Raw genomic sequence first — 20,768 nt, forward strand, 5'->3', positions numbered from 1 at the left:
CCGCCGGCACCGGCCGCTGGCGTCCGCCGCAGCGCCTCGGCCTTGGCGGCCAGCCGCTGAGCAACGGCTTCGGCAAGGTGGTCTCCGACGCCCAGGCCATCGCGGTGATGGAGGCCGCCTGGTCGGCCGGCATCCGCCTCTACGACACCTCGCCCTGGTACACGCTGGGCCGTGGCGAGCGGCGCATGGGCGCGGTGCTCAGCAGCAAGCCGCGCGACGAATTCGTCCTCTCCACCAAGGTCGGCCGCATCCTCGAGCCGGATGCCAGCCTCGGCCTGCGCCGGGTCGCCAACTGGGCCGATGCGCCGCCCTTCCGCCACCGCTTCGACTACACCGCCGACGGCACCCGCCGCTCGATCGAGGACAGCCTGCAGCGGCTCGGCCTGTCGCGGCTGGACATCGTCTTCGTGCACGACCTGTCGCCCAGCACCTCCGACATCGGCGACTGGCGCGCCCAGTTCGAGATCGCGCGGACCGGCGCCTTCCCGGCGCTGCAGCGGATGAAGGAGGAGGGGATCATCAAGGCCTGGGGCCTCGGCGTGAACGACCCCGAGCCGATCCTGGAGGCGCTGAAGGTGGCGCAGCCCGACCTCTTCCTGGCGGCGACGCAGTATTCGCTGATCGACCACGACCGCGCGATGGCGGGCATCGTCCCGGCGCTGCAGCAGGCCGGCGCCTCGATCATGGTCGGCGCGCCGCTGAATGGCGGCTTCCTGGCGGGGAAGGAGCGCTTCAACTACGGCCCGCGCATCCCCCAGGCGATGATCGAGAAGCGGCAGCGGATGCGCGACGTGGCGCGCAACCACGGCGTCGACCTGCGCGTCGCCGCGCTGCATTTCCTCCATGCCAGCCCGGTGGTCTCCTGCCTGGTGCCCGGCGCCAGCCATCCCGAGCAGCCGGTGCAGAATGCCGACGCCTTCCGCACCACGGTGCCGGCCGCCTTCTGGGCCGAGCTGCGCGCCGAGCAGCTGATCCATCCCCAAGCCCCGGTGCCCGCGTAATTCTCCTTCCGGCCTGGCCGGGACGGTGTCCCGGCCGGCCCCCCCCTTGCTTTCCGTTGCGGAATGGGAAGAAATCCGCCGGCGCGACAGGCGGGAGCGGCGGGGCATGGGCGGCATCGATCGGTGGTGCGGAGTGGCGGCGCTGTGCGGCCTGCTGGCGGGCTGCGCGCCGCCGACGCATCCGATGCCGCCCGATGCGCGGCCCGGGCTCGGCGCCGAATGGGTCCAGGCGGATGGCTATCGCTGGCCGCCGCGCTATGGCTTCGCCGAGGTGGAGGGCTTCATCGTGCTGCCGCCGGGCGTGCTGCTCGACCGCTTCGGCCCGGAGCGCGGCAATTTCTTCAGCCCGAAGGGCGCCGCCTTCGCCGCCCGGGCGCTGCCGCGCGCCTGCCGCGACCAGCCCTATGCCGTCTATCGCGTGGCGGCGCCGCTGGTGGTGCGGATCGGCACCGCCGCGCCCTGGTTCGGCGAGACCGGTGGCGCCATCCAGATCATGACCGATGCCAGCGCGGCGCAGCTGGTGGCCGATGGCGCGCTGCAGCGGCTGCCCGCCGAGCCGGCCCAGTGCGGATCGCCCTAGACGTTTCCGCGCCCCGCGCCCTGGCGCGCGGCGGGCGGATGCTGTTCAGTCGCCCTGGCCGCGCGCGTCGCGGCCTGGATCGCGCCTGCGGCGCTGCGACAGGGTGAGGGAATGACGCAAACCACGGCGACGGCGCCGCCCATGCCATGGGCCGGGCTCTTCGACCTGTTCAGGATCGGCATCGGCCCTTCGAGCTCGCACACGGTCGGCCCGATGATCGCCGCCGGCCGCTTCATCGCCAGCCTGCCCGACCGGCCTTTCGCGCGCATCACCGTCGCGCTCTACGGCTCGCTGGCGCTGACCGGCAAGGGGCATGCGACGGATGCCGCGGTGATGCTGGGCCTGCTCGGCGAGAGGCCCGACAGCATCGATCCGGATGCGGCGCCGGCGCTGCTCGCCGCGCTGCGCGACCGCCGCAGCCTGACGCTGCCGACCGGCCATGCGGTGCCCTTCTGCCCCGACCAGGACATTCTCTTCCACAAGAGAGAGATCCTGCCGCGGCACACCAACGGCATGGCCTTCGCCGCCGCCACCGCCGACGGCGTGGAGATCGAGCGGAGATACTATTCGATCGGCGGCGGCTTCATCGTCGAGGAGGATGACGACGCGGTGCAGGGCGACCTGGCCGCGCCGGAGACGCCCTATCCCTTCCAGGATTCGGCCTCGATGCTCGCCATGGCGGCCGCGGCCGGGCTGAGCATCGCCGAGCTGCAGCGCAGGAACGAGCGCTGCTTCCGCAGCGACGCCGAGATCAGCGCGGGCATCGCGCGCATCTGGGAGGCGATGCGCGACTGCGTTTCGCGCGGCCTGCGCCAGGATGGCGAGCTGCCCGGCGGCCTGCGGGTCCGCCGCCGCGCGCCCGCACTGCACCGCCGGCTGCTGGACCGCCGCACGGCGAACGAGCACGACCCGCTGCACGGCATCGACTGGGTCAATCTCTACGCGCTGGCCGTCAACGAGGAGAATGCCGCCGGCGGCCGCGTGGTCACCGCGCCGACCAACGGCGCCGCCGGCATCGTCCCGGCCGTGCTGCACTACTACGTCAACTTCGTCGCCGGCGCCGATGCGCGCGGCGTCGAGACCTTCCTGCTGGCGGCGACCGCGGTGGGCTCGCTGATCAAGCGCAACGCCTCGATCTCGGGCGCCGAGGTCGGCTGCCAGGGCGAGGTCGGCTCGGCCTCGGCCATGGCGGCGGCGGGGCTGGCGGCGGCGCTCGGCGGCGACAACCGCCAGGTGGAGAATGCCGCCGAGATCGGGCTGGAGCACAATCTGGGCCTGACCTGCGACCCGATCGCCGGGCTGGTGCAGATCCCCTGCATCGAGCGCAACGCCATCGGCGCGGTGAAGGCGATCAACGCCGCGCGGCTGGCGCTGCATGGCGATGGCGAGCACCATGTCTCGCTCGACCAGGTGATCCGCACCATGCGCGAGACCGGCCGCGACATGCTGTCCAAGTACAAGGAAACCTCCGAAGGCGGGCTGGCCGTCAACGCCATCGAGTGCTGAGCGGAACCGATCACCTTTGCGCAAGCGGCGGCGCGGCCGGCTTGCGCGGCGCGCCGCATCGGAGTGTCTCAGGGCGACGCATTCCGACCGGAGCCGCCGCATGATCTCACGCCGCATCGTCCTCTCGCTGCTCGGCCTGTCCTGCCTGGCCTCGGCCCCGGCCCAGGCCGCGCCGCAGGACGGCCTGGCGCGGCTGCGCGAGGCGCTGGGGCAGGTGCCGGCGATGCTGCTGGACAATCCGGCGCCGATCCAGGGCGCCTTCCTGCAGCTTTCCGCGCTGTCGCTGGTGGCCGGCGCGCCTGGCCCCACGCCTGGCTCCACGTCGGGCCCCACCTCGGGCCCCACGTCAGGTCCCTGGGCGGCCGCCACGCTGCGCCGCGCCAACGTCGCCGCCGAGATCACGCCGATCGCCGTCCTGGGCACGGTCGGCGCCGCACGCTGGGAGACCCCCGCCGGCGTCGCGCCGCAGCAGGTCGAGGCGATGTTCGGCATCGGCCGCAGCCTGGCCCTGTGGCGCCTGGCCGACGAGGCCGCCGCCGGCGCGGTGATGGCGCATCTGCGCGGCCGCGGCTTCCGCGCCGAGGGCGAGGTGCTGGTCGATCCCGGCCCGATCGGGGTGATGGACCGGATGGGCGATCCCTGGCGCAGCCTGCCGGCGCCCTCGGCCGTGGCGCAGCAGGGCGCCAGCCTGGTGCAGGGGCAGGATGCCGAGATGCTGGCCCGGCTGCGCGGCCTGCCGGCCGCCACCACCCGCCCGGCGCTGGCGGTGGCGCTGCAGGGGATCGAGACGCGGATCGGCGATGGCGGGCTGCTGCAGGCGGTGCTGCTGTCGCCGGTGCTGGCCAATCCGCCGGGCGATCCGGCGGCGATGCTGCAAGGCGGGATGGAGGCGGCGCGCAAGGCGCTGTCCGATCCGCCGGCGCCCTTCCTGGCTTGGCAGGCCGGGCTGATGGCCGACCTGGCGGGGCCCGGCCGCGCCGGGCTGGTCGTCGCGCTCGGCTATGGCGACTGCGACAAGGCGAAGCTGGCGGCGGCCGAGCTCGGCGCGCGCTGGCGCCGCATCGCCGGGCCCGAGGGCGCCACCCCTCAGACCGCGCTGGTGGCGGGGCAGGGCGAGGCCAAGGGCGCCTGCGCCGCGATCCTCTCGGTCGAGGGCGCGCCGGACGGGGTGCGCAACCCGCTCTTCGAGACGGTGTGGAACGCGGTCCTGCGCCGCCAGGCGACGCCGTTCGGCGGCTGAGCCGGGCGCGGAGGCCGGGAAGCGCCGGCGGGCGGCCGGCGCCGGGGCAATGGCGGTCCGCTGGCCCCTGGAAAGCGGATTCCGGGCCGACTAGATTGCTCTTGTGCACGATCCGTTCCGCGTCCTCCCGTGAGCCTTCGCCCGCTTCGATCGCACCAGCAGCGCCTGGCCGGTGTCGTCGAGGCGATGGCCACGGGGCAGACCGACGCCTGCGACATCCTGGCCGCGGTGACCCCGGGCGGCGGCAAGTCGCTGCTGCCGGTGATCGCCGCCGCGCGGCTGATCGCGGCGGGCATGGTGGAGCGCATCTGCTGGGTGGTGCCGCGCGACAGCCTGCGGCTGCAGGCCGAGGAGGCCTTCGCCGATCCGGCCTGGCGCCAGGTGCTGGGCCACCAGCTTTCGGTGCGCGCCGCCGACAATGCGCCGGATCCCAGCCGCGGCCTGGCCGGCTATGTCACCACCTATCAGGGCGTCAGCGCCGCGCCCGACCTGCACCTGGCCGAGTTCCGCCGCTACCGCACCCTGCTGGTGGTGGACGAGGTGCATCACCTGCCGGCCCTGGCCGAGATCGACCCGGCCGCCGCCGCGGCGGAGCCGGAGGAGGACCAGGCCAGCGCCTGGTCGCGCGCCATCCTGCCGCTGCTGGAATGCGCCCGGGTGCGGCTGCTGCTGTCCGGCACGCTGGAGCGGGCGGATGGCCGCGGCATCCTCTGGCTGCCCTATCGCCAGGGCCCGAAGACGCGCACCCGCGAGGTCGAGCTCGACGCCGAGGGCTGGGCGGTGGTCGGCTATTCCCGCGCCCAGGCGCTGGCCGAGCGCTCGGTGCTGCCGGTGGTCTTCGGCGCGCTGGACGGTGAGGCGAGCTGGAAGGACGAGGCCGGCAACGCGCTCGGCCCGCATCGCCTGTCCGGGCTGCATCCCGACGAGACGACGCGCCCCGCGCTGTTCACCGCGCTGCGCACCGGCTTCGCCGAAGCCCTGCTGCGGCGGGCCTTCCTGGCGGTCCGCGACCTGCGGGCGGAGCGGCGGCGGGCGCGCGGCCTGGCGCCGGGCGAGGCGGCGCGCGGCCTGGGCAAGCTGCTGGTGGTGGCGCCCGACCAGAGCACGGCGCGGCACTATCTGAAGGTGGTGCGGCAATGGATCCCGGCGGCCCAGGCCGAGGAGGCGGTGCAGCTGGCGACGTCCGACACGCCGCATGCGCATGCGCTGCTCGCCGCCTTCCGGCTGCGGCCCGAGCCCTCCGTTCTGGTCACCGTCGCCATGGCCTATGAGGGGCTGGACGCGCCGGAGGTCGCCGTGGTCGCGGCGCTGACGCATATCCGCTCGCGCCCCTGGCTGGAGCAGATGGTGGCCCGCGCCACCCGGGTGGACCCGCATGCCGGCCCCTATGACGGCCAGCAGGCGCTGGTCTTCCACCCGGACGACCCGCTGTTCAGCCTGTTCCGCCGGCGCATGGAGACCGAGCAGGGCACGCTGGCGCGCCGGGTCAAGGCAGCGCGCGGCAAGGGCGGCCTGCCGGCCTGGCTGCTGGACCAGCTGCCCGCCCCGCCGCCGGGCATCGTGCCGCTCTCCTCCAACGCGCTGGCGCTGCGCTACGACCACCTGGCACCCGGGCCCGAGCTGGCGATGCGCCGGCCGGAGCAGGCGGCGGCGCAGGGCGAGCTGGTCGAGGTTCCCTCGGTCGTCGAGCGGCGGCTGCGGGCGCGGCTTGGCGAGATGGTGGCGGCCCAGGCGGTGGAGGACGAGGCCGGCGCGATCGGCCACCACAAGGGCGTCATGGGGCCGGGCCTGTACCACCGCTACAACGCGGTGCTGAAGCGGGTCGCCGGCGACAAGTCGCGCGCCGCCATGACGCTGGCCGAGCTCGAGGCGGCGCTGGGCTGGCTGGAGCGCAACCGCCTGGCCGAGCATGTGCATCTGCTGGACGGCGACCCGCGCTATGCCTGGAGCGTGCGGCAGCGCGGCGAGTGGAAGCCGCCGGTCGGCCGGCCGGCCCAGCCGAAGCGGCCCAGGGACCGCTAGCGCAGCGGGCGGCGCCGCCGCCGTGCCATGGCGCTGGCGGGGCCGGCCAGGACGCCCGGCCGGGCCAATGCCGTCAGCGGCCGCAGGGAAGCGCCGGCCCGCCTTCCGCGCCGAGGGCGTCCTCGATCCCGGCCGGCAGCACGCCCTGCCCGGGCCAGGCCAGGATGTCGGCGATCAGGCTGCGCAGCAGCGCATCGCGCCGCGCGAGCGGCTCGCGCAGCTCGGTGTCCAGCAGCCGCCCCAGCACCGCCGCCTTGGCTTGCAGCCCTTCGGCGGAGACCGCCCCGATCAGCGTCACCCGCGCCAGGGCGGCGAGGCGCGGCTCCTCGACCACGTCGAAGGCGACCTCCGACGGCTGGCCGGCGCAGGCGGCGGCCTCCAGCTCGCGCAGCAGGTCGTCGGTGCCGGCGAAGGCCCGGCAGGCGTCGAACAGCGCGGCGTCCTGGGCGACGGAAGAAGCGGAAGCGATCTGCATGATCGGAAGCCTATCGGGCTTGGAGGAAGTTGGTCACCAATACGTGATCTACAATAAACTTCATGTCAATGCGGAAATAAAATCAATCTTTCTTTTCTCTGGGCGCAAATATTTCCTTCGGCGCAAACTTGGTGGGGATGGCTATTGCGGCCGCGCGCCGGCCGGGCCGCCCAGCATCGCCGCCAGCGCCGCCGCCTGCCGATGCCCCGCCCCGGCGACCAGCGTCGAAAACCGCTCGACCGTGGCGGAGCGCGGCTGCCAGGTCGGGAACAGCAGGCCATAGGGCAGCGGGATCGCCGGGCGGAAGCGGCGCAGCACCAGGGGCGCCGCGCCGCTCGACCGCGCGACGAAGGGATCGGCGATGGCCAGCGCCATGCCGCGCGAGGCCAGCTGGCAGGCGACCGCGCCGCTGCTGGTCTCGAAGCGGATGCGCGGGCTCTCGCCGGCGGCGCGGAACAGCGCCTCCAGCCGCTGCCGGATCAGCGAGCGCGGATGCGTCACCACCAGCGGCTGCGTGGCGATGTCGGCCAGTTCGAGGCTGTCGCGCGCCGCCAGCGGATGCGCCGGATGCAGCGCGGCGACCGCCTCGACCGCGCAGAATTCCTCGACCTCCAGCGCCGGATGGGTCAGCGGCAGCACGGTGACCGCCAGGTCGAAATGCTCCTGGCCCACCCAGCTTTCGATATCCAGGCGGATGCGGGATTCCACCGTCGCGGTGAAGCCCGGCACGTCTGCGGCCATGGCGGCCAGGGCCTCGCCGATGAAGGCGTTGGTGACCTGCGGCGCGATCAGCAGGCGCAGATGGTCGTCGCGCCGGCCCTGGCGGATCTCGCGGCCCAGCCGGTCCAGCCCGTCATGCCCGGCCAGCACCCGCTCGGCCTGGGCGTAGAAGCGGGCGCCCTCGGCGGTCAGCAGCAGGCGGCGGTTGTGCCGGGTGAAGAGGGCGAAGCCCAGCTCCGCCTCCAGCGCCGCCAGCAGCCGGCCGACCTGCGGCGCGGTGCGGCCGAGCCGCGCCGCCGCCTGCGCCACCGAGCCGCTTTCGACAAAGGCGCGCAGCGCCGCCAGCGACCGGTAGCCCAGCATGCCCATGCCCCCGCCATGCTGCGGAAAGCGCAGCTCAATGCTGGAATTACGCATTTGACGCATCTGGCGCAACTCAGCACGCTGGGCCAGGCCGCCGGTTGGTCCGGCGCGGCGAGGGGAGAGCGACATGTCCGACGGCGATACCGGCAGCACCGCCTGGACGCTTCCCCCCGGCCGCTACCTGGCCGACCGTCCGGTGCCCTTCGCGCTGCCGGACAAGCCGGCCTCCCGCTACCTGGCCATGCGCGACGGCTGCCGCATCGCGGTCGATGTCTGGCGGCCCGCGGGCGCCGACGGGCCGGTGCCGGCGATCCTGGTGCTGACGCCCTATTACCGCCGCTTCTTGCTGCGCCCGGGCGGCGCCGGCGACGCCACGCCGAATGCCGGCAAGTTCATCAACCTCTTCGTGCCGCGCGGCTATGCGGTGGTGGTGGTCGATGTGCGCGGCACCGGCGCCAGCTTCGGCACCCGCGACAGCTTCCGCTCGCCGCGCGAGCGCGATGACAGCCGCGAGATCGCCGAGTGGATCGTGGCGCAGCCCTGGTCGGATGGCCGCATCGGCGCCACCGGCATCTCCTATCCCGGCGCCGCCTCGGACTTCCTGGCCAGCACCGGGCATGAAGCGGTCAAGGCCATCGCGCCGCTCTTCGCCGTCTGGGACACCTATGCCGACAACTACTATCCCGGCGGCATCCTGCTGAAGGAGCTGGCGCGCAGCTATGACGAGCTGATGGTCGCCATGGACCATGACCGCCGCGACCTGCTGAAGAACTTCGTCTACTACGCCAATCCGGATCTCGCCGGGCCGCATCCGGTCGACGAGGATCCGGACGGCGCGCTGCTGGCGCAGGCGATCGGCGAGCATGCCGGCAATTTCCGCCAGCCGGACTTCATGGGCGAGTTCCGCTTTCGCGAGGAGCCGCTGCCCTACGATCCGTCCTTCTCCTCCGCCTCCTTCAGCCCCTATTCGGTGCGCGACGGGATCCGCGAGGATGTCGCGGTGCTGGCGGTCTCCGGCTGGATGGACGGCGCCGGCTATGCCAATGGCGCCATCGCCCGCTTCCTGACGCTGGACCGCAATCCGGTGCATCTGCTGCTGGGCCCCTGGGACCATGGCGCGCGCTGCAACGTCTCGCCCTGGCGGAACCAGCAGGCGCCCGACTTCGCCCTGCTCGGCGAGGTGCTGCGCTTCTTCGACCATTATCTTCTCGGCCGCGACACCGGGCTGGAGCAGGAAGCCCCGGTGCATTACTTCGGCCTGCATGCCGAGGCCTGGATGGCCGCGCCGTCCTGGCCGCCGCTGCCGGACACCCGCCGGCTGCACCTGGCGCCCGGGGGCGTGCTGGCCGAGGCCGCGCCCGCCGCTGCGACGGTCGCCGAGACCCGCGCCGACTTCGCCGCCGGCAGCGGCCACGGCACCCGCTTCGAGCGCATCGCCGGCATCAACAGTGTTCTGTACTATGCCGACTGGCAGGAGCGCGAAGGGAGGCTGATCGGCTGGAGCTCCGCGCCGCTGGCCGAGGACACCGAGCTGACCGGCCATGGCATCGCCGATCTGCAGCTCGCCTGCAGCGAGCCGGATGCCGCGCTCTTCGCCTATCTCTCCGAGGTCGAGGCCGACGGCACCGTCCGCTACGTCACCGAAGGCCTGCTGCGCGCGCTGCACCGCAGGGAAAGCCCGGCGCCGGCGAACTACCGCACGAGCTGGCCCTTCCGCTCCTTCCGCCGCGAGGATGCGGCGCCGCTGGTGCCGGGACAGGTGGAGCGCATCCGCATCCCGCTGCTGCCGGTCTCCTGGGTGTTCCGCGCCGGCAGCCGCATCCGGCTGTCCATCGCCGGCGCCGATGCCGACCATTGCGTGCAGGTCCCGCATGGCCGGCCGCCGCTGCTCAGCCTGCGGCTCGGCGGCGCGGACGGCTCGGCGCTCGACCTGCCGCTGCGCCGCCGGGTGGGGCCGTGACTCTCGAGGCCGTCATCGACGCGCTGGCGGAGGCGCAGCAGCCGCAGGCCGCGCTGCAGGCGCTGGACGCGGCGCTGCAGCAGGCGGTCGGCCATCGCTTCCTCTCGGTGCTGGTCTATCACCATGCCGAGGGCGTCGCCGAGCGCATCCACAGCAACCGCCCGGAGCTCTTCCCGGTCGGCGCGCGCAAGGCCTTCGCCGACGCGCCCACCCAGCGCCGCGTGGCAGAGAGCGGAAAACCGTATATCGGCCGCGACGCCGCCGAGCTGCGCCGCGACTTTCCGGACCACGAGAAGATCTTCGCGCTCGGCTGCGAGAGCATCCTGAACATGCCGGTGCTGTGGCGCGGCCGGAGCCTGGGGCAGGTCAACCTGCTGCATGGCGCCGGGCATTATCACGACGACCACCTGACGCCCGTCCGCGTGCTGTCCCACCTCATGATCCCCGTCCTGCTGCTGACCGGCACCGGCGGGGCTGCGAGCACCGCATGATGTCTTCCCGCCTCTCCCGCCGCGGCCTGTTGGCCGCCGCCGGCCTGGGCCTGGCCGCGCCACGGCCGGCCGCAGCCCAGCAGACCGCGCCATGGCCGCAGCGCGCGCCGATCCGCCTGCTGGTGCCCTTCGGCACCGGCGGCGCCACCGACATCGTCGCCCGCGTCTTCGCCGAGGCCATGTCGCGCCATCTGGGCCAGACCATCGTGGTGGAGAACCGGCCCGGCGCCGGCGCCACCATCGGCACCACCGCCGCGGCGCGCGCGCCGGCCGACGGCTACACCCTGGTGGTCTCGACCATCAGCGGCCTGGCGATCGGCCAGACGCTGTATCGCGACCGCATCGCCTGGGACGCCGACCGCGACTTCGCCCATATCGGCATGATCCTGCAGACGCCCTGGATCCTCTGCGTGCGGCCCGACAGCCCGATGCGCAGCCTGGCCGACTGGCTGGCCGCCGCCCGCCGCGCCGATGGCCTGGCCTATGGCACCACCGGCGTCGGCTCGGTCGCGCATCTGCTGGGGGTGCAGCTGGCCCAGGCCTCGGGCGCGACGATGGAGCACGTGCCCTATCGCAGCCTGACCCAGTCGGGCGCCGATCTGATGGGCGGCACCCTGCCGGGCATCGTCGAAAGCCTGACCGCCACCAGCGGCTTCATCCGCGCCGGCAGCATGCGGCCGCTCGCCAGCTCCGGCTCGCGGCGCTCGCCGCTGTTCCCGGAGATCCCGACCTTCGCCGAGCTCGGCTTCCCGGGCGTGGTGGCGGATGGCTGGGCCGGGCTGGCGGCGCCGGCCGGCACCCCGCGCCCGGTGCTGGAGGCGGTGGCCGCCGCGCTGCGCGCCGCCCAGGGCGAGCCCACTGTGCGCCAGCGCCTGGCCGACCTGTCCAGCACCCCGGGCGAGGCCTATCTGGACGAGGCCCAGGCCTTCGTGCGGCAGCAGGTGGCGCAATGGGCGCCGGTGGTGCGCGCCTCAGGCGCGGTGCCCGAATAGCGCGGCGCGCCCGCGCAGCGGCTGCACGATCTCGCCCGCCGGCGAGCGCAGCACCAGGCTGACGCTGCCCGCCTTGGCGCCGCAGGCATGGCAGCGCAGGCCTTCGGCCATGCCGAGCAGGGTGACGTCGCCGCGCGCCGCCAGGATGTCGCCGACCGCGATCAGCCGGTTCGGCGGGCAGTCGGCATCCAGGCAGCGCGAGCGCGCCATCCAGCCGCGCCAGGGCGCCAGATGGCTGTCCAGCACCAGCGCCGTGGCGCCGGGCAGCCGGTATCCGTGGTCTCTGGCTTCGAATCCCATGGTCGAGCTGTCCTCTTCTGCACCCCTGCAGGCCCCGAGCGACCGGCTTTAGCATCCAGAACAGAAAGAGAACATGATTCGTTCAGAGTCGCGCGGCGGCTCACGGCAAGGTGGCGCCGCTCAGGCCGCCGCTTCGACCAGGGCGCGCATCCGCTGCACCGCCGCCTCGGGCGCCGTCAGCACCGGGACATCGACCGCCTGCCGCACCGCTGCCGCGGCGCGCGAGGTGGAGAAATGCGCGAGCATGATGGCGTCGTAGCCGGCCAGCTCCGGCGCGCGGGCCGCGACCAGGCGGTTGTGCGTCTCGGCATCGCCGCCCTTCAGCCGGTCGATCGCCTCCGCCACCAGCAGGGTGGTCAGCTGCGCCGTGCCGCCGCTGCGGCCCGAGAATTCCTCGAACTCCTCGGTCATGGTGCCGATCGAGGGGGCGAAGGTGGCCAGCATGCCGATCCGCTGCCCTTGCGCGATGGCCGCCTCGAACATCGCCTCGTTCGGCTTCAGCACGGGCACGGGCAGGGCGTCGGCCAGCCGGTCGATCGCCGGGCCGAAGGCCGAGCAGGTGACCAGGATGCCGTCCGCCCCGCTGCGGAAGCCGTGCCGGCCCAGCGCCACGAAGCGCTCGATCATCGCCTCGCTCAGCGTCACATCGCGCGCGCGGTCGAGCGACAGCGCGTCGTCCAGCAGGTTGACCGTCTCCGCCTCCGGCCAGAGCGCGGCGAAGGCCGACTGGACCGGCGCCATGGCGACCGGGGTGGCATGCAGCAGGACGATCCGCTTGGACATTTCTTTTCCTGGTTCCGGCGGGCGTGGCGCCCTGGCTTTCCTGGCATATCCGGCGGCCGCCTCCAAGCCGGCCGGCCGCGTTGACACCCGGGGCCTGCCATGGTCTGTGAAGCCGCCCCCGGAACGTCCGGGTCAAGGCGTCGGCGGGGCGAGGGAAACGGGCAACAGAAAGGCCTGCAGCAATGTCGAGCGACGTCACCGCGGACACCGTGCGGATCTGGTCAGGCCTGGCGGTGCGCGGCGCCTTCGAGGGCGGCATCATCGCCGATTACGAGGCCCGCACCGGCCATCGCATTGCCGTCGACTGGCTGCCCACCACGCTGATCATGGAGAAGGTCAAGGCCGGCGCCGAGACCGACATCCTGGTCGCCATCCGCGAATCGATGGACCAGCTGATCGCCGAGGGCAAGGTCGATCCGGCGACCCGCGTCGAGATCGCGCATTCGCGCCTGGGCCTGGCCGTCGCCCGGGGCGCGCCGCATCCCAGGATCGACACGCTCGACGACTTCCGCGCGACGCTGCTGGCGGCGCGCTCCGTCGCCTATTCGCGCGCCGGCGCCAGCGGCATCCATTTCGAGACGGTGATCGAGCAGCTCGGCATCGCCGCCGAGGTGCGCGCCCGCGCCACCGTCATCCCCGCCGGCTTCACCGCCGAGAAGCTGGTGACCGGCGAGGCCGACCTGGCCGTGCAGCAGGTCAGCGAGCTGCTGGTGGTCAAGGGCATCGAGCTGGTCGGCAAGTTCCCCGAGGCGCTGCAGAAGGTGTCGTCCTTCTCGGCCGGCGTCATGCCGGGCTCGCCGCATCGCGCGGCGGCCCAGGGATTCCTGGCGACGCTGAACGACCCGAAGTTCCACGCCGCCTATCGCGACAGCGGCGTCGACCCCGCCGTCTGACGGCGGGACCGACGCGGGCGGCAGCGCGCCTCAGGCCGCGGCGATATCCGTGGCCAGGGTGCGCTCGTCGCGGCGCGGCTGCAGCCGCAGCCCCTGCCGTGCCGCCCAGAGATTCTCCAGCATCAGGATCGGGATGATCGGCACCTCCGCCATGGCCTGCTCGGCGGCGGCGATCAGCAGCGTCTGGCGCTTCGCCGCGTCCATCTCCTCGACCGCGGCGAAGATCGCCGTGTCCAGCGCCGGATTCGAATAGAGGCCGTAATTGTAGGCGCCGCGGTTGCGGGCGCGTTCCTGCGTCGCGATGCAGTTGGTCAGCATGTAGCCGGCCTCGAAGGTCGGGCTGCCCCAGCCCCACAGCGCCATGGAGAATTCCTGCCGGTTGCCGCGGCCGAAGAAGCTGCTCCAGGGCAGCGCCTCCACCGTGGTCTGCACGCCGATCCGCGTCCACATCTGCGCCACCGCCTGGGCCAGGCGGGAGTCGTTGGGATAGCGGTCGTTCGGCGTGTGCAGGGTCAGGCGGAAGCCCTCGGGGAAGCCGGCCTCGGCCAGCAGCGCCTTCGCCCGGTTCGCATCGGCCTCGGGCACGCGGATCTTCGGCGCATAGGAATAGCTGCCCTCCGGCATCCACTGGTTGGTGGCGACGGCGGTGTTCAGCATGACGCGCTCGGCCAGGGCGCTGCGCTGGATGGCGATCGACAGCGCCTGCCGCACCCGCCGGTCGCGGAACGGGTTCTTCGCCAGCGGCTTGCCGTCCTGGCCGAGCACGAAGGGGCTCTCGCCCTCGCGGGAGAAGTCGGGCACCAGATACATGCAGCGGATGCCGGGCACGCTGGCGACGCTGACCTGCGGCGTCTCGCGCAGCTTGGGCAGGTCGCTGACGGACGGCGATTCGATCACCTGCACGTCGCCCGAGAGCAGCGCGGCGCTGCGCGCGGCGGGGTTCGACAGCAGCCGCAGCGTCACCTTCTCCCAGGGCTGCCTGGCGCCCCACCAGCCGTCGAAGCGGGCCAGCTCGACCCGGCTGCCCGGGGTGAAGGAGACGAAGCGATAGGGGCCGGTGCCGATCGCGGCCTTGCCGCTGTTGTAGTCGGCGGTGCTGGCGCCGTCGCCGACGCGGCGCGAGACGATGCCGATATAGGTCAGGTTGGCCGGCAGGTCCGGCGCCGGCTGATGCGTGTGCAGCCGGATGGTCAGCGGGTCGACGATCTCGAGCCGCGCCACGGCGCGCAGGAAGGTGCCGAAGCCGCCCGGGCTGTTCGGCACCCTGGGCGCGCGGTCGAAGGTGAAGGCCACGTCCTCGGCGGTGAAGGCGCCGCCGTCATGGAAGGTGACGCGCGGCCGCAGGCGGAATTCCCAGACGGTGCTGTCCAGCAGCGTCCAGCCTTCCGCCAGGCCCGGGATCAGCGTGCCGTCGGGCGCGCGGTCGACCAGCCGCTCGAAGATGTGCATCGCCACGGTGTGGTTCGGCGTCGCGTGGAAGAAATGCGGGTCGATGGTGGTGAAGGCGCCGGCCATGCCGATCTGCAGCTCGCCCTGCGGCTGGGCGCGCAGCGGCGCGGCGGCGAAGCCGCCGGCCAGCGCCGCCGCCGCCGCCAGAAGATCACGTCGTTGCATGGAACGTCTCCTTGTCCTTGTCGTCCGGGGCGTGCGCCCCGCTTGCCCCGGCCCGTCCTGTCGCCGGGACGATAGCCGAGATGGTCACCGCGCCAAGCGGATCTTTCGCCGGCATCACCTCTGCTCCAGCGCGCCGCATGCGGCTTGGCGCGGCCCGCCGCCGCGGGATAGGCAGCGGCATGACACCGAAAGATCCTGCCCTGGTGCAGGCGAGCAAGGCCATGGCCCTGCTGCTGCGCCACGACCCCGCCGCCGGCGGGATCAGCCTCGACGCCGAAGGCTGGACCCCGGTCGAGGCGCTGCTGCGCGGGCTGCAGCGGCTCGGCCATCCGCTGGACCGCGCGGCGCTCGACGCCCTGGTCGCGGGCGACGCCAAGACCCGCTACGCCGTCTCCGCCGATGGCGCGCGGATCCGCGCCAACCAGGGCCACAGCCTGGACGGTGTGGCGCTGGCGCATCGCGCCGCCGTGCCGCCGGCGGTGCTCTACCACGGCACCGTCGCGCGCTGCCTCGAGGCCATCCTGCGCGAGGGGCTGCGGCCGATGGCGCGGCACCACGTGCATCTCAGCGCCGAGCCGGCGACCGCGCGGGCGGTGGGGCAGCGTCGCGGCACGCCGGTCGTGCTGCAGGTCGATGCCGCGGCGCTGCAGGCCGAGGGCGCTGTTTTCCGGCGGAGCGAGAACGGCGTCTGGCTCTGCGACCACGTGCCGCCGCACCGCCTGGCGCTGCTGCCGGCCGGCTGAGGCAGGGCTCAGCGCGCCGCGACCTCCAGCAGGTGGCGCAGCGCGCGGATCGCCGTCTCACGCCGCTGCCGCTCGTTGATTGCGTCCATCAGCCGCTCGCCGCGGGCGGCGAAGGCGGTGGCGGCGCCCGGGTCGCCGGGCATGGCGCGCAGCAGCAGCTCCGCCGCGGCATAGTCGCGCATCCGCTGGGTCACGGCCGTCTTCCACTGCTCCAGGTCCAGCAGCGCGCTCCGCAGGAGCGGCGCCGCGGCGATGGCCTGCATCCGGGTCGTCCTTCTGTCGGCGGCGCGGCGGCGCTCCCCGATCAGCCTCCAACCCAGCATGGCGGATGGTGGCTATCCATGGAGAGATTGCGTGCGGAGGTCATCACAAGAAAGAAAGTTTCTTATTCGTGGCAGTTACGGAACCATTCTGAACAGCCGCCGCATCGCCGCCAGCACGGTCTCGCGCCGGTGGCGCTCCTGCATGGCCTCCATCAGCAGCCGGCCGGCGGTGTCGAAGGCGGCGGCTGCGGCCTGGCAGCCCGGCTGCCGCGCCAGCGCCTGCTTGGCCTTGCCGTAGCCCCGGGTCAGCCGGCGGACCTCGTCATCCCAGCGGCGCAGATCCTCGAAGGGTGTCAGGGCGGCCGCCGTCAGGGCTGTCGTCGCAAACTTGGGCACGGGGCAGGATCCAATGTCTCAGAAATCGATCTTGGACAGGTATCGACACAAGTTTTGAGCGTTGTCTAATCAATAAAACGACGGCGCCGGCTGTGATGACTTGAGCTGAACCGTTCGGGGCGCGCAAAAAAAGCCGCCATCCCGGCAAGGGATGGCGGCGAGGCGCGTCGAGCTTGGGGACCGACACCGCAGCAACCCGCCACCGGCGCTGCCGTTGCGCAGCGCCTTGTCGGAATTTGCAGCGCGCGGTGCTGTCAGTTCAGCGCAGCGGCCAGGCATACATCAGCCCGCCCGCGGTCCAGAGCGCGTTGGGCCCGCGCTCCATGGCCAGCGGCGTGGCGCGGCCGACATTGCGCTCGAACAGCTCGCCATAGTTGCCGACGGCGCGGATCGCGTCATAGGCCCAGCTCGGCTGCAGCTTCAGCGGCTGCGCCAGCACCGGATCGGCGCCCAGCAGGCGGCGGACCGCCGGGGCGCTGTCGCCGGCGCGGCGCGCCTCGGCATTGGCGGCGGTGATGCCGAGTTCCTCCGCCTCGACCAGCGCGTTCAGCACCCAGCGCACCAGGTCGAACCATTCCTGGTCGTCGCGCCGCACCATCGGGCCCAGCGGCTCCTTGCTGATGCGGTCGGGCAGCACCGTGTAGTCGCCCGGGTTGGGGAAAGTGGCGCGGACGGCGGCGATCTGCGAGGCATCGGTGGTCAGCGCGTCGCAGCGCCCGGCGGTGAAGGCGGTGGCCACCTGGTCGATGCGCTCGAACAGCACCGGCGTGATGGCGAGCTTCGTGGCGCGCGCCCAGTCGGCGAGATTGCCCTCGGTGGTGCTGCCCTGCTGCACGCAGATGGTGGCGCCGCCGAGCTCGGCCGCGCGCGTCAGCCTGGCGTCCTGGCGCACCATGAAGCCCTGGCCGTCGTAGAAGTTGATGCCGACGCTGCGCAGGCCGAGCGCAGTGTCGCGCCCCATGGTCGCCGTGGTCTGCCGCACCAGCACGTCGATCTCGCCGGATTGCAGGGCGGGGAAGCGCTGCTGGCCGGAGAGCGGCACGAAGCGGACCTTGCTGGCGTCGCCGGTCGCGGCGGCGGCGATGGCGCGGCAGAGATCGGCGTCCAGCCCGCGCCAGACCCCCTGGCTGTCGGGCTGCGAGAAGCCGGCGACGCCGGTGTTGACGCCGCAGGTGACGGTGCCGCGGCTGCGCACCGCCTCCAGCGTGGCGCCGGCCAGGGCGGGGGCGGCGCCGGCCCAGGCGGCGAGCGCCAGGCCCAGGCCAGCGGCGGCGTGACGGATGCGAAGCATGGCGGTCCTCCGATGATTTTTCGTTGGACGCAGCATGCGGGGCGGGGGCGGGCTTCGTAAAGCGACGCTTTCCAGGCCAGGCCAGGCCAGCCGCGCGCCGCGGCCAGGACGGAGATCGCCGCGCCCGATGCTGGCCCGCCGGGCGGGCTCGCCCCGCCCGCGTCAGGCCAGGCGCAGCATCGGCGCCGGGCCCGAGGCCTCGCGCGCGGCCAGCAGCAGTTGCAGCCCGCGGCACAGCGTCTCCGGCGTCAGCGGCCCGGCCAGCCTGCGGGCGCCGCGAGGCAGGCGGGTGGCGGCCAGCGTCGCCTCGCTGCCGAAGACCAGCATCCCGGCCTCGGCGGCCAGCGGCGACAGGGCAGGGGCGGTGCGATCCTTCAGCAGCAGGGCATTGACCAGGACCGCGTCGATGGCGAAGACCTCGAGCATCTCCTGCAGCGAGGCGGCGTCCTGTACCGGGCCGATGACATGGATCCCGGCCCCGGTCAGGACGTCGTGCAGGAAATCGCTGCGGGCGCAACCGGGCTCGCCCACCAGGACGGTCAGTCCCTGCAGGCTGGCATTGTCGTTGGTCACGGGCGTCTCCAGGGGCGTTCAAAAGCGACCCAGGAAATCAACCATTCCTGTTGCGGAATTTCCAGCACCAAAAAAGTAAGCAAGTGTCATTTCTTGCCCGCATCGACATGCTGTGTCGCCGTGCCGCCGGGACGGCCATCCCCTGTCGTGGCCGACCCGACAGTGCCGGCCTGCGCCGGGCGGCGTCAGCCTCCCGCCAGGGCCGCCGCGGGCTGTGCCGCCACCGCGTGGCGGAAGGCCTGGTCCAGGTCGCGGATCAGGTCGTCCGGATGCTCCAGCCCGACCGAGACGCGGATCAGCCCCTCGGTCACGCCGCTCTGCTGGCGCAGGGCGGCCGGCACGCCGGAATGGGTGGTCGAGCCCGGATGGCAGACCAGGGATTCGGTGCCGCCCAGCGACACCGCCAGCTTGAAGATCTGCAGCTGGTTGAGGATGCGGAAGGCCAGCGCCCGGTCGTCGGCGACCGTGAAGGCGAAGGTCGAGCCGGGGCCGGAGCATTGCCGGGCATAGATGTCCTTCTGGCGCGCCTCGGCAAACTGCTCGGGATGCAGCACCTGGCAGGCGATATGCGGGTTGCCGGCCAGCCAGGCGGCGACCTTGCGGCCGCTCTCCGCGGCGCGCTCCATCCGCAGCGACAGCGTCTCCATCGAGCGCGCCAGCATCCAGGAGGAATGCGGGTCGAGCTGGAAGCCATAGGCCGAGCGGGTCTGCCGCACCGGCGCCAGCATGGCGCGCGAGCCGGTGATGCCGCCGGCCACCAGGTCGGAATGGCCGCCGACATACTTGGTCAGCGAATAGACGCAGAGATCGATGCCGAAATCCAGCGGCTGCTGGAAGACCGGGCCCAGCATGGTGTTGTCGCAGACGATGATCGGGCGCTCGGCGTCGCCCGCCCAGTCGTCGACGACGCGCCGCACCATCGCCAGGTCGATCAGCGCATTGGTCGGATTGGCCGGGGTCTCCAGATAGACCACCCGCACCCGGCCCCTGGCGGCGGCGCGCTGCAGCGTCTCGCGCAGCGCCTCGGCGCTGGCTCCGTCGGTGAAGGGGAAGGGCGTGATGCCCCATTGCGGGAACACCTTGCCGATCAGCGTCTCGGTGCCGCCATAGAGCGGGGTGTAATGCACCAGCGTGTCGCCCGGGCGCAGGAAGCTCAGCGCCACCGCGCTGATCGCCGCCATGCCGGAGGAGGTCACCAGCGCCGCCTCGGCATGGTCGTAGAGCGCCAGCCGGTCCTCGACGATCTCCAGGTTCGGGTGGTTGAAGCGCGAATAGACCAGCCCGCCGGCGCCCATGCCGGAGGGGGCGGGCTTGCGCCCGGCGACCACGTCGAAGAATTCGGCGCCCTGCTCGGCGCTGTCGAAGACGAAGGTCGAGGTCAGGAAGACCGGCGGCTTGACCGCGCCTTCCGACAGCGACGGGTCATAGCCGAAGGCGGTCATCTGCGTCTGCGGATGCAGCGGATGCCCGTCCAGATGGGTGCGCCGGAAATCCTTGGCCATGCTTCGTCTCCCCTGGGTTTCGGGGCGATGATACGCTGCGGCAGCCGTGGATTTCCGCTTGAATCGGCTCAGTATCGGGCGGATCGTAGCGGGAAATGACCACGATGGACGATATCGACCGGAAAATCCTCTCGGTGCTGAGCGAGGATGCCCGGCTGAGCATGGACAAGGTGGCCGAGCGGGTGCCGCTCTCGGCGACGCCCGTGCGCCGCCGCATCCGCGCGCTGGAGGAGGCCGGCATCATCCGCCGCTACACCCTGGCGGTCGACCTGAAGGCCTGCGGCTACGGGCTGCAGCTCTTCGCCTTCGTCAAGCTGCAGAGCCGCGACCGCGCCACCATCCGCGACTTCGAGCAAAGGGTTTGCAGCCTGCGCGAGGTGACCAGCTGCCACCTGATCACCGGGCCGCACGACTATGTCCTGGGCCTGCGGCTGCGCGACATGGAGAGCTACAATCTCTTCCTGCGCGCCACGCTCGCCGAGCTGCCCGGTGTCTTCGGCATCGAGACCAGCGTGGTGATCGGCGAGGTCAAGGACAGCGTGCCGCTGCCCTATTGAGCGGCGGCGAGCGCTGCTTCGCGCGGCGCCGGCACCACCGGCGGCGACAGGTAGCGCTCGCCGCTGTCGGCGACGACCAGGACGAAGGTCTTGCCGACGCTGTCGGGGCGGCGCGCCACGGCCAGCGCGGCGGCCAGCACGGCGCCGCCCGAGGTGCCGGCCAGCAGCCCTTCCTCCCGCGCCAGATCCTGCGCCGCGGCGCGCGCCTCGGCCAGGCTGACGGCGACGGTGGCATCGACCACGCCGGCATCGTAATTGGCGGGCAGGCCCTTGGGATCGACCTCGGTCACCTTGTGCACGCCCTCGATGGTCTCGGCATAGGGATGCTCCGCGGAGGGGACGGACTCCGGGCTGGGCTCGGCCACCACCACCTGCAGCCCGGGCTTCTGCGCCTTCAGATAGCGGCCGGTGCCGGAGATGCTGCCGCCGGTGCCGACGGCGCCGACCAGCACGTCGACCGCGCCGTCGCTGTCCTGCCAGATCTCCGGGCCGGTGGTCTCGAC

General features: G+C 72.8%; 22 protein-coding genes. 11 read left to right on the plus strand and 11 right to left on the minus strand.

Annotated features, from left to right (window positions below; translation table 11 throughout):
* From BKE38_RS03965 to BKE38_RS03985, 5 genes are all read left to right on the plus strand, one after another.
* Positions 1–1,001 (plus strand): aldo/keto reductase (locus BKE38_RS03965; protein ID WP_076956072.1); only part of this gene is annotated, 1,001 nt, incomplete at its 5' end.
* A 106-nt stretch (positions 1,002–1,107) separates the two neighbouring features.
* The gene (locus tag BKE38_RS03970) at positions 1,108–1,581 is read left to right on the plus strand and encodes a TNT domain-containing protein (protein WP_076956073.1); all 474 of its coding nucleotides are present in this window, start codon (positions 1,108–1,110) and stop codon (positions 1,579–1,581) included.
* 111 nt (positions 1,582–1,692) lie between these two features.
* On the plus strand, positions 1,693–3,087 hold the full coding sequence (locus tag BKE38_RS03975) for an L-serine ammonia-lyase (protein WP_242662178.1): 1,395 nt from the start codon (positions 1,693–1,695) through the stop codon (positions 3,085–3,087).
* A 100-nt stretch (positions 3,088–3,187) separates the two neighbouring features.
* Positions 3,188–4,327, plus strand: a complete 1,140-nt coding sequence (locus BKE38_RS03980; RefSeq protein ID WP_076956074.1) for a hypothetical protein — start codon at positions 3,188–3,190, stop codon at positions 4,325–4,327.
* A 129-nt stretch (positions 4,328–4,456) separates the two neighbouring features.
* The gene (locus BKE38_RS03985; RefSeq protein ID WP_076956075.1) at positions 4,457–6,349 is read left to right on the plus strand and encodes a DEAD/DEAH box helicase; all 1,893 of its coding nucleotides are present in this window, start codon (positions 4,457–4,459) and stop codon (positions 6,347–6,349) included.
* Positions 6,350–6,422: 73 nt separating this feature from the next.
* Here the strand turns inward: BKE38_RS03985 and BKE38_RS03990 are convergent, their stop codons facing one another.
* Positions 6,423–6,824 carry a hypothetical protein gene (locus BKE38_RS03990; RefSeq protein WP_076956076.1) on the minus strand — a complete coding sequence of 134 codons (402 nt, stop codon included), beginning with the start codon at positions 6,822–6,824 and terminating at the stop codon, positions 6,423–6,425.
* Positions 6,825–6,965: 141 nt separating this feature from the next.
* On the minus strand, positions 6,966–7,961 hold the full coding sequence (locus BKE38_RS03995) for a LysR family transcriptional regulator (RefSeq protein WP_242662180.1): 996 nt from the start codon (positions 7,959–7,961) through the stop codon (positions 6,966–6,968).
* 73 nt (positions 7,962–8,034) lie between these two features.
* Here BKE38_RS03995 and BKE38_RS04000 point away from each other — a divergent pair, with 73 nt between their 5' ends.
* Genes BKE38_RS04000 through BKE38_RS04010 form a run of 3 tightly spaced genes read left to right on the plus strand, consistent with a single transcriptional unit; the run spans position 8,035 to position 11,350 of the window.
* Positions 8,035–9,867 carry a CocE/NonD family hydrolase gene (locus BKE38_RS04000; RefSeq protein ID WP_076956077.1) on the plus strand — a complete coding sequence of 611 codons (1,833 nt, stop codon included), beginning with the start codon at positions 8,035–8,037 and terminating at the stop codon, positions 9,865–9,867.
* Entirely contained in the window at positions 9,864–10,358 is a 495-nt protein-coding gene (locus BKE38_RS04005; protein WP_076956078.1) for a GAF domain-containing protein, read from the plus strand. The genes BKE38_RS04000 and BKE38_RS04005 overlap by 4 nt, the downstream gene beginning before the upstream one ends.
* Positions 10,355–11,350 (plus strand): Bug family tripartite tricarboxylate transporter substrate binding protein, encoded by a 996-nt coding sequence (locus tag BKE38_RS04010; protein WP_242662182.1) that lies wholly within the window; start codon positions 10,355–10,357, stop codon positions 11,348–11,350. The genes BKE38_RS04005 and BKE38_RS04010 overlap by 4 nt, the downstream gene beginning before the upstream one ends.
* Here BKE38_RS04010 and BKE38_RS04015 read toward each other — a convergent pair.
* Positions 11,330–11,650, minus strand: a complete 321-nt coding sequence (locus BKE38_RS04015) for a hypothetical protein (RefSeq protein ID WP_076956080.1) — start codon at positions 11,648–11,650, stop codon at positions 11,330–11,332. The genes BKE38_RS04010 and BKE38_RS04015 overlap by 21 nt on opposite strands.
* A gap of 120 nt (positions 11,651–11,770) precedes the next feature.
* On the minus strand, positions 11,771–12,433 hold the full coding sequence (locus BKE38_RS04020; protein ID WP_076956081.1) for an aspartate/glutamate racemase family protein: 663 nt from the start codon (positions 12,431–12,433) through the stop codon (positions 11,771–11,773).
* Positions 12,434–12,615: 182 nt separating this feature from the next.
* Here BKE38_RS04020 and BKE38_RS04025 point away from each other — a divergent pair, with 182 nt between their 5' ends.
* Positions 12,616–13,326 carry a molybdate ABC transporter substrate-binding protein gene (locus tag BKE38_RS04025; RefSeq protein WP_076956082.1) on the plus strand — a complete coding sequence of 237 codons (711 nt, stop codon included), beginning with the start codon at positions 12,616–12,618 and terminating at the stop codon, positions 13,324–13,326.
* Positions 13,327–13,356: 30 nt separating this feature from the next.
* Here the strand turns inward: BKE38_RS04025 and BKE38_RS04030 are convergent, their stop codons facing one another.
* The gene (locus BKE38_RS04030) at positions 13,357–14,940 is read right to left on the minus strand and encodes an ABC transporter substrate-binding protein (RefSeq protein WP_076956083.1); all 1,584 of its coding nucleotides are present in this window, start codon (positions 14,938–14,940) and stop codon (positions 13,357–13,359) included.
* A gap of 179 nt (positions 14,941–15,119) precedes the next feature.
* On the opposite strand from BKE38_RS04030, the gene BKE38_RS04035 reads away from it, so the two are divergent.
* A complete protein-coding gene (locus BKE38_RS04035) occupies positions 15,120–15,683 on the plus strand; it encodes an RNA 2'-phosphotransferase (protein ID WP_076956084.1) in 564 nt (187 codons plus the stop codon).
* A gap of 8 nt (positions 15,684–15,691) precedes the next feature.
* On the opposite strand, the gene BKE38_RS04040 is transcribed toward BKE38_RS04035, so the two are convergent.
* The 5 genes from BKE38_RS04040 to BKE38_RS04060 form a co-directional block, all read right to left on the minus strand.
* Positions 15,692–15,946 (minus strand): hypothetical protein, encoded by a 255-nt coding sequence (locus BKE38_RS04040; protein ID WP_076956085.1) that lies wholly within the window; start codon positions 15,944–15,946, stop codon positions 15,692–15,694.
* Between the two features lie 135 nt (positions 15,947–16,081).
* Positions 16,082–16,342, minus strand: a complete 261-nt coding sequence (locus BKE38_RS04045) for a hypothetical protein (RefSeq protein ID WP_076956086.1) — start codon at positions 16,340–16,342, stop codon at positions 16,082–16,084.
* A gap of 259 nt (positions 16,343–16,601) precedes the next feature.
* Positions 16,602–17,633 carry an amino acid ABC transporter substrate-binding protein gene (locus BKE38_RS04050; RefSeq protein WP_076956087.1) on the minus strand — a complete coding sequence of 344 codons (1,032 nt, stop codon included), beginning with the start codon at positions 17,631–17,633 and terminating at the stop codon, positions 16,602–16,604.
* 162 nt (positions 17,634–17,795) lie between these two features.
* A complete protein-coding gene (locus BKE38_RS04055) occupies positions 17,796–18,206 on the minus strand; it encodes a hypothetical protein (protein WP_076956088.1) in 411 nt (136 codons plus the stop codon).
* Positions 18,207–18,391: 185 nt separating this feature from the next.
* Positions 18,392–19,708, minus strand: coding sequence for a cystathionine gamma-synthase family protein (locus tag BKE38_RS04060; RefSeq protein WP_076956089.1), 1,317 nt, complete (start codon positions 19,706–19,708; stop codon positions 18,392–18,394).
* Between the two features lie 104 nt (positions 19,709–19,812).
* Between BKE38_RS04060 and BKE38_RS04065 the strand changes: the two genes are divergently transcribed.
* Positions 19,813–20,265 (plus strand): Lrp/AsnC family transcriptional regulator, encoded by a 453-nt coding sequence (locus BKE38_RS04065; protein ID WP_165694104.1) that lies wholly within the window; start codon positions 19,813–19,815, stop codon positions 20,263–20,265.
* Here BKE38_RS04065 and BKE38_RS04070 read toward each other — a convergent pair.
* Positions 20,259–20,768: pyridoxal-phosphate dependent enzyme (locus tag BKE38_RS04070; RefSeq protein WP_207553482.1), on the minus strand; the 510-nt coding region annotated here is incomplete at its 5' end. The genes BKE38_RS04065 and BKE38_RS04070 overlap by 7 nt on opposite strands.

It is taken from the genome of Teichococcus deserti, assembly GCF_001982615.1.
GTDB classification, from domain to species: Bacteria; Pseudomonadota; Alphaproteobacteria; order Acetobacterales; family Acetobacteraceae; genus Pseudoroseomonas; species Pseudoroseomonas deserti.

Bases quoted from the DNA above. Each gene is read 5' to 3' on its own strand.
- BKE38_RS04050 (WP_076956087.1), bottom strand. From the start codon at position 17,633: ATGCTTCGCATCCGTCACGCCGCCGCTGGCCTGGGCCTGGCGCTCGCC.
- BKE38_RS04035 (WP_076956084.1), top strand. From the start codon at position 15,120: ATGACACCGAAAGATCCTGCCCTGGTGCAGGCGAGCAAGGCCATGGCC.
- BKE38_RS03995 (WP_242662180.1), bottom strand. From the start codon at position 7,961: ATGCGTAATTCCAGCATTGAGCTGCGCTTTCCGCAGCATGGCGGGGGC.
- BKE38_RS04060 (WP_076956089.1), bottom strand. From the start codon at position 19,708: ATGGCCAAGGATTTCCGGCGCACCCATCTGGACGGGCATCCGCTGCAT.
- BKE38_RS04015 (WP_076956080.1), bottom strand. From the start codon at position 11,650: ATGGGATTCGAAGCCAGAGACCACGGATACCGGCTGCCCGGCGCCACG.
- BKE38_RS04040 (WP_076956085.1), bottom strand. From the start codon at position 15,946: ATGCAGGCCATCGCCGCGGCGCCGCTCCTGCGGAGCGCGCTGCTGGAC.
- BKE38_RS04030 (WP_076956083.1), bottom strand. From the start codon at position 14,940: ATGCAACGACGTGATCTTCTGGCGGCGGCGGCGGCGCTGGCCGGCGGC.
- BKE38_RS04020 (WP_076956081.1), bottom strand. From the start codon at position 12,433: ATGTCCAAGCGGATCGTCCTGCTGCATGCCACCCCGGTCGCCATGGCG.
- BKE38_RS03980 (WP_076956074.1), top strand. From the start codon at position 3,188: ATGATCTCACGCCGCATCGTCCTCTCGCTGCTCGGCCTGTCCTGCCTG.
- BKE38_RS04025 (WP_076956082.1), top strand. From the start codon at position 12,616: ATGTCGAGCGACGTCACCGCGGACACCGTGCGGATCTGGTCAGGCCTG.
- BKE38_RS03975 (WP_242662178.1), top strand. From the start codon at position 1,693: ATGACGCAAACCACGGCGACGGCGCCGCCCATGCCATGGGCCGGGCTC.
- BKE38_RS03990 (WP_076956076.1), bottom strand. From the start codon at position 6,824: ATGCAGATCGCTTCCGCTTCTTCCGTCGCCCAGGACGCCGCGCTGTTC.
- BKE38_RS04010 (WP_242662182.1), top strand. From the start codon at position 10,355: ATGATGTCTTCCCGCCTCTCCCGCCGCGGCCTGTTGGCCGCCGCCGGC.
- BKE38_RS04000 (WP_076956077.1), top strand. From the start codon at position 8,035: ATGTCCGACGGCGATACCGGCAGCACCGCCTGGACGCTTCCCCCCGGC.
- BKE38_RS03970 (WP_076956073.1), top strand. From the start codon at position 1,108: ATGGGCGGCATCGATCGGTGGTGCGGAGTGGCGGCGCTGTGCGGCCTG.
- BKE38_RS04065 (WP_165694104.1), top strand. From the start codon at position 19,813: ATGGACGATATCGACCGGAAAATCCTCTCGGTGCTGAGCGAGGATGCC.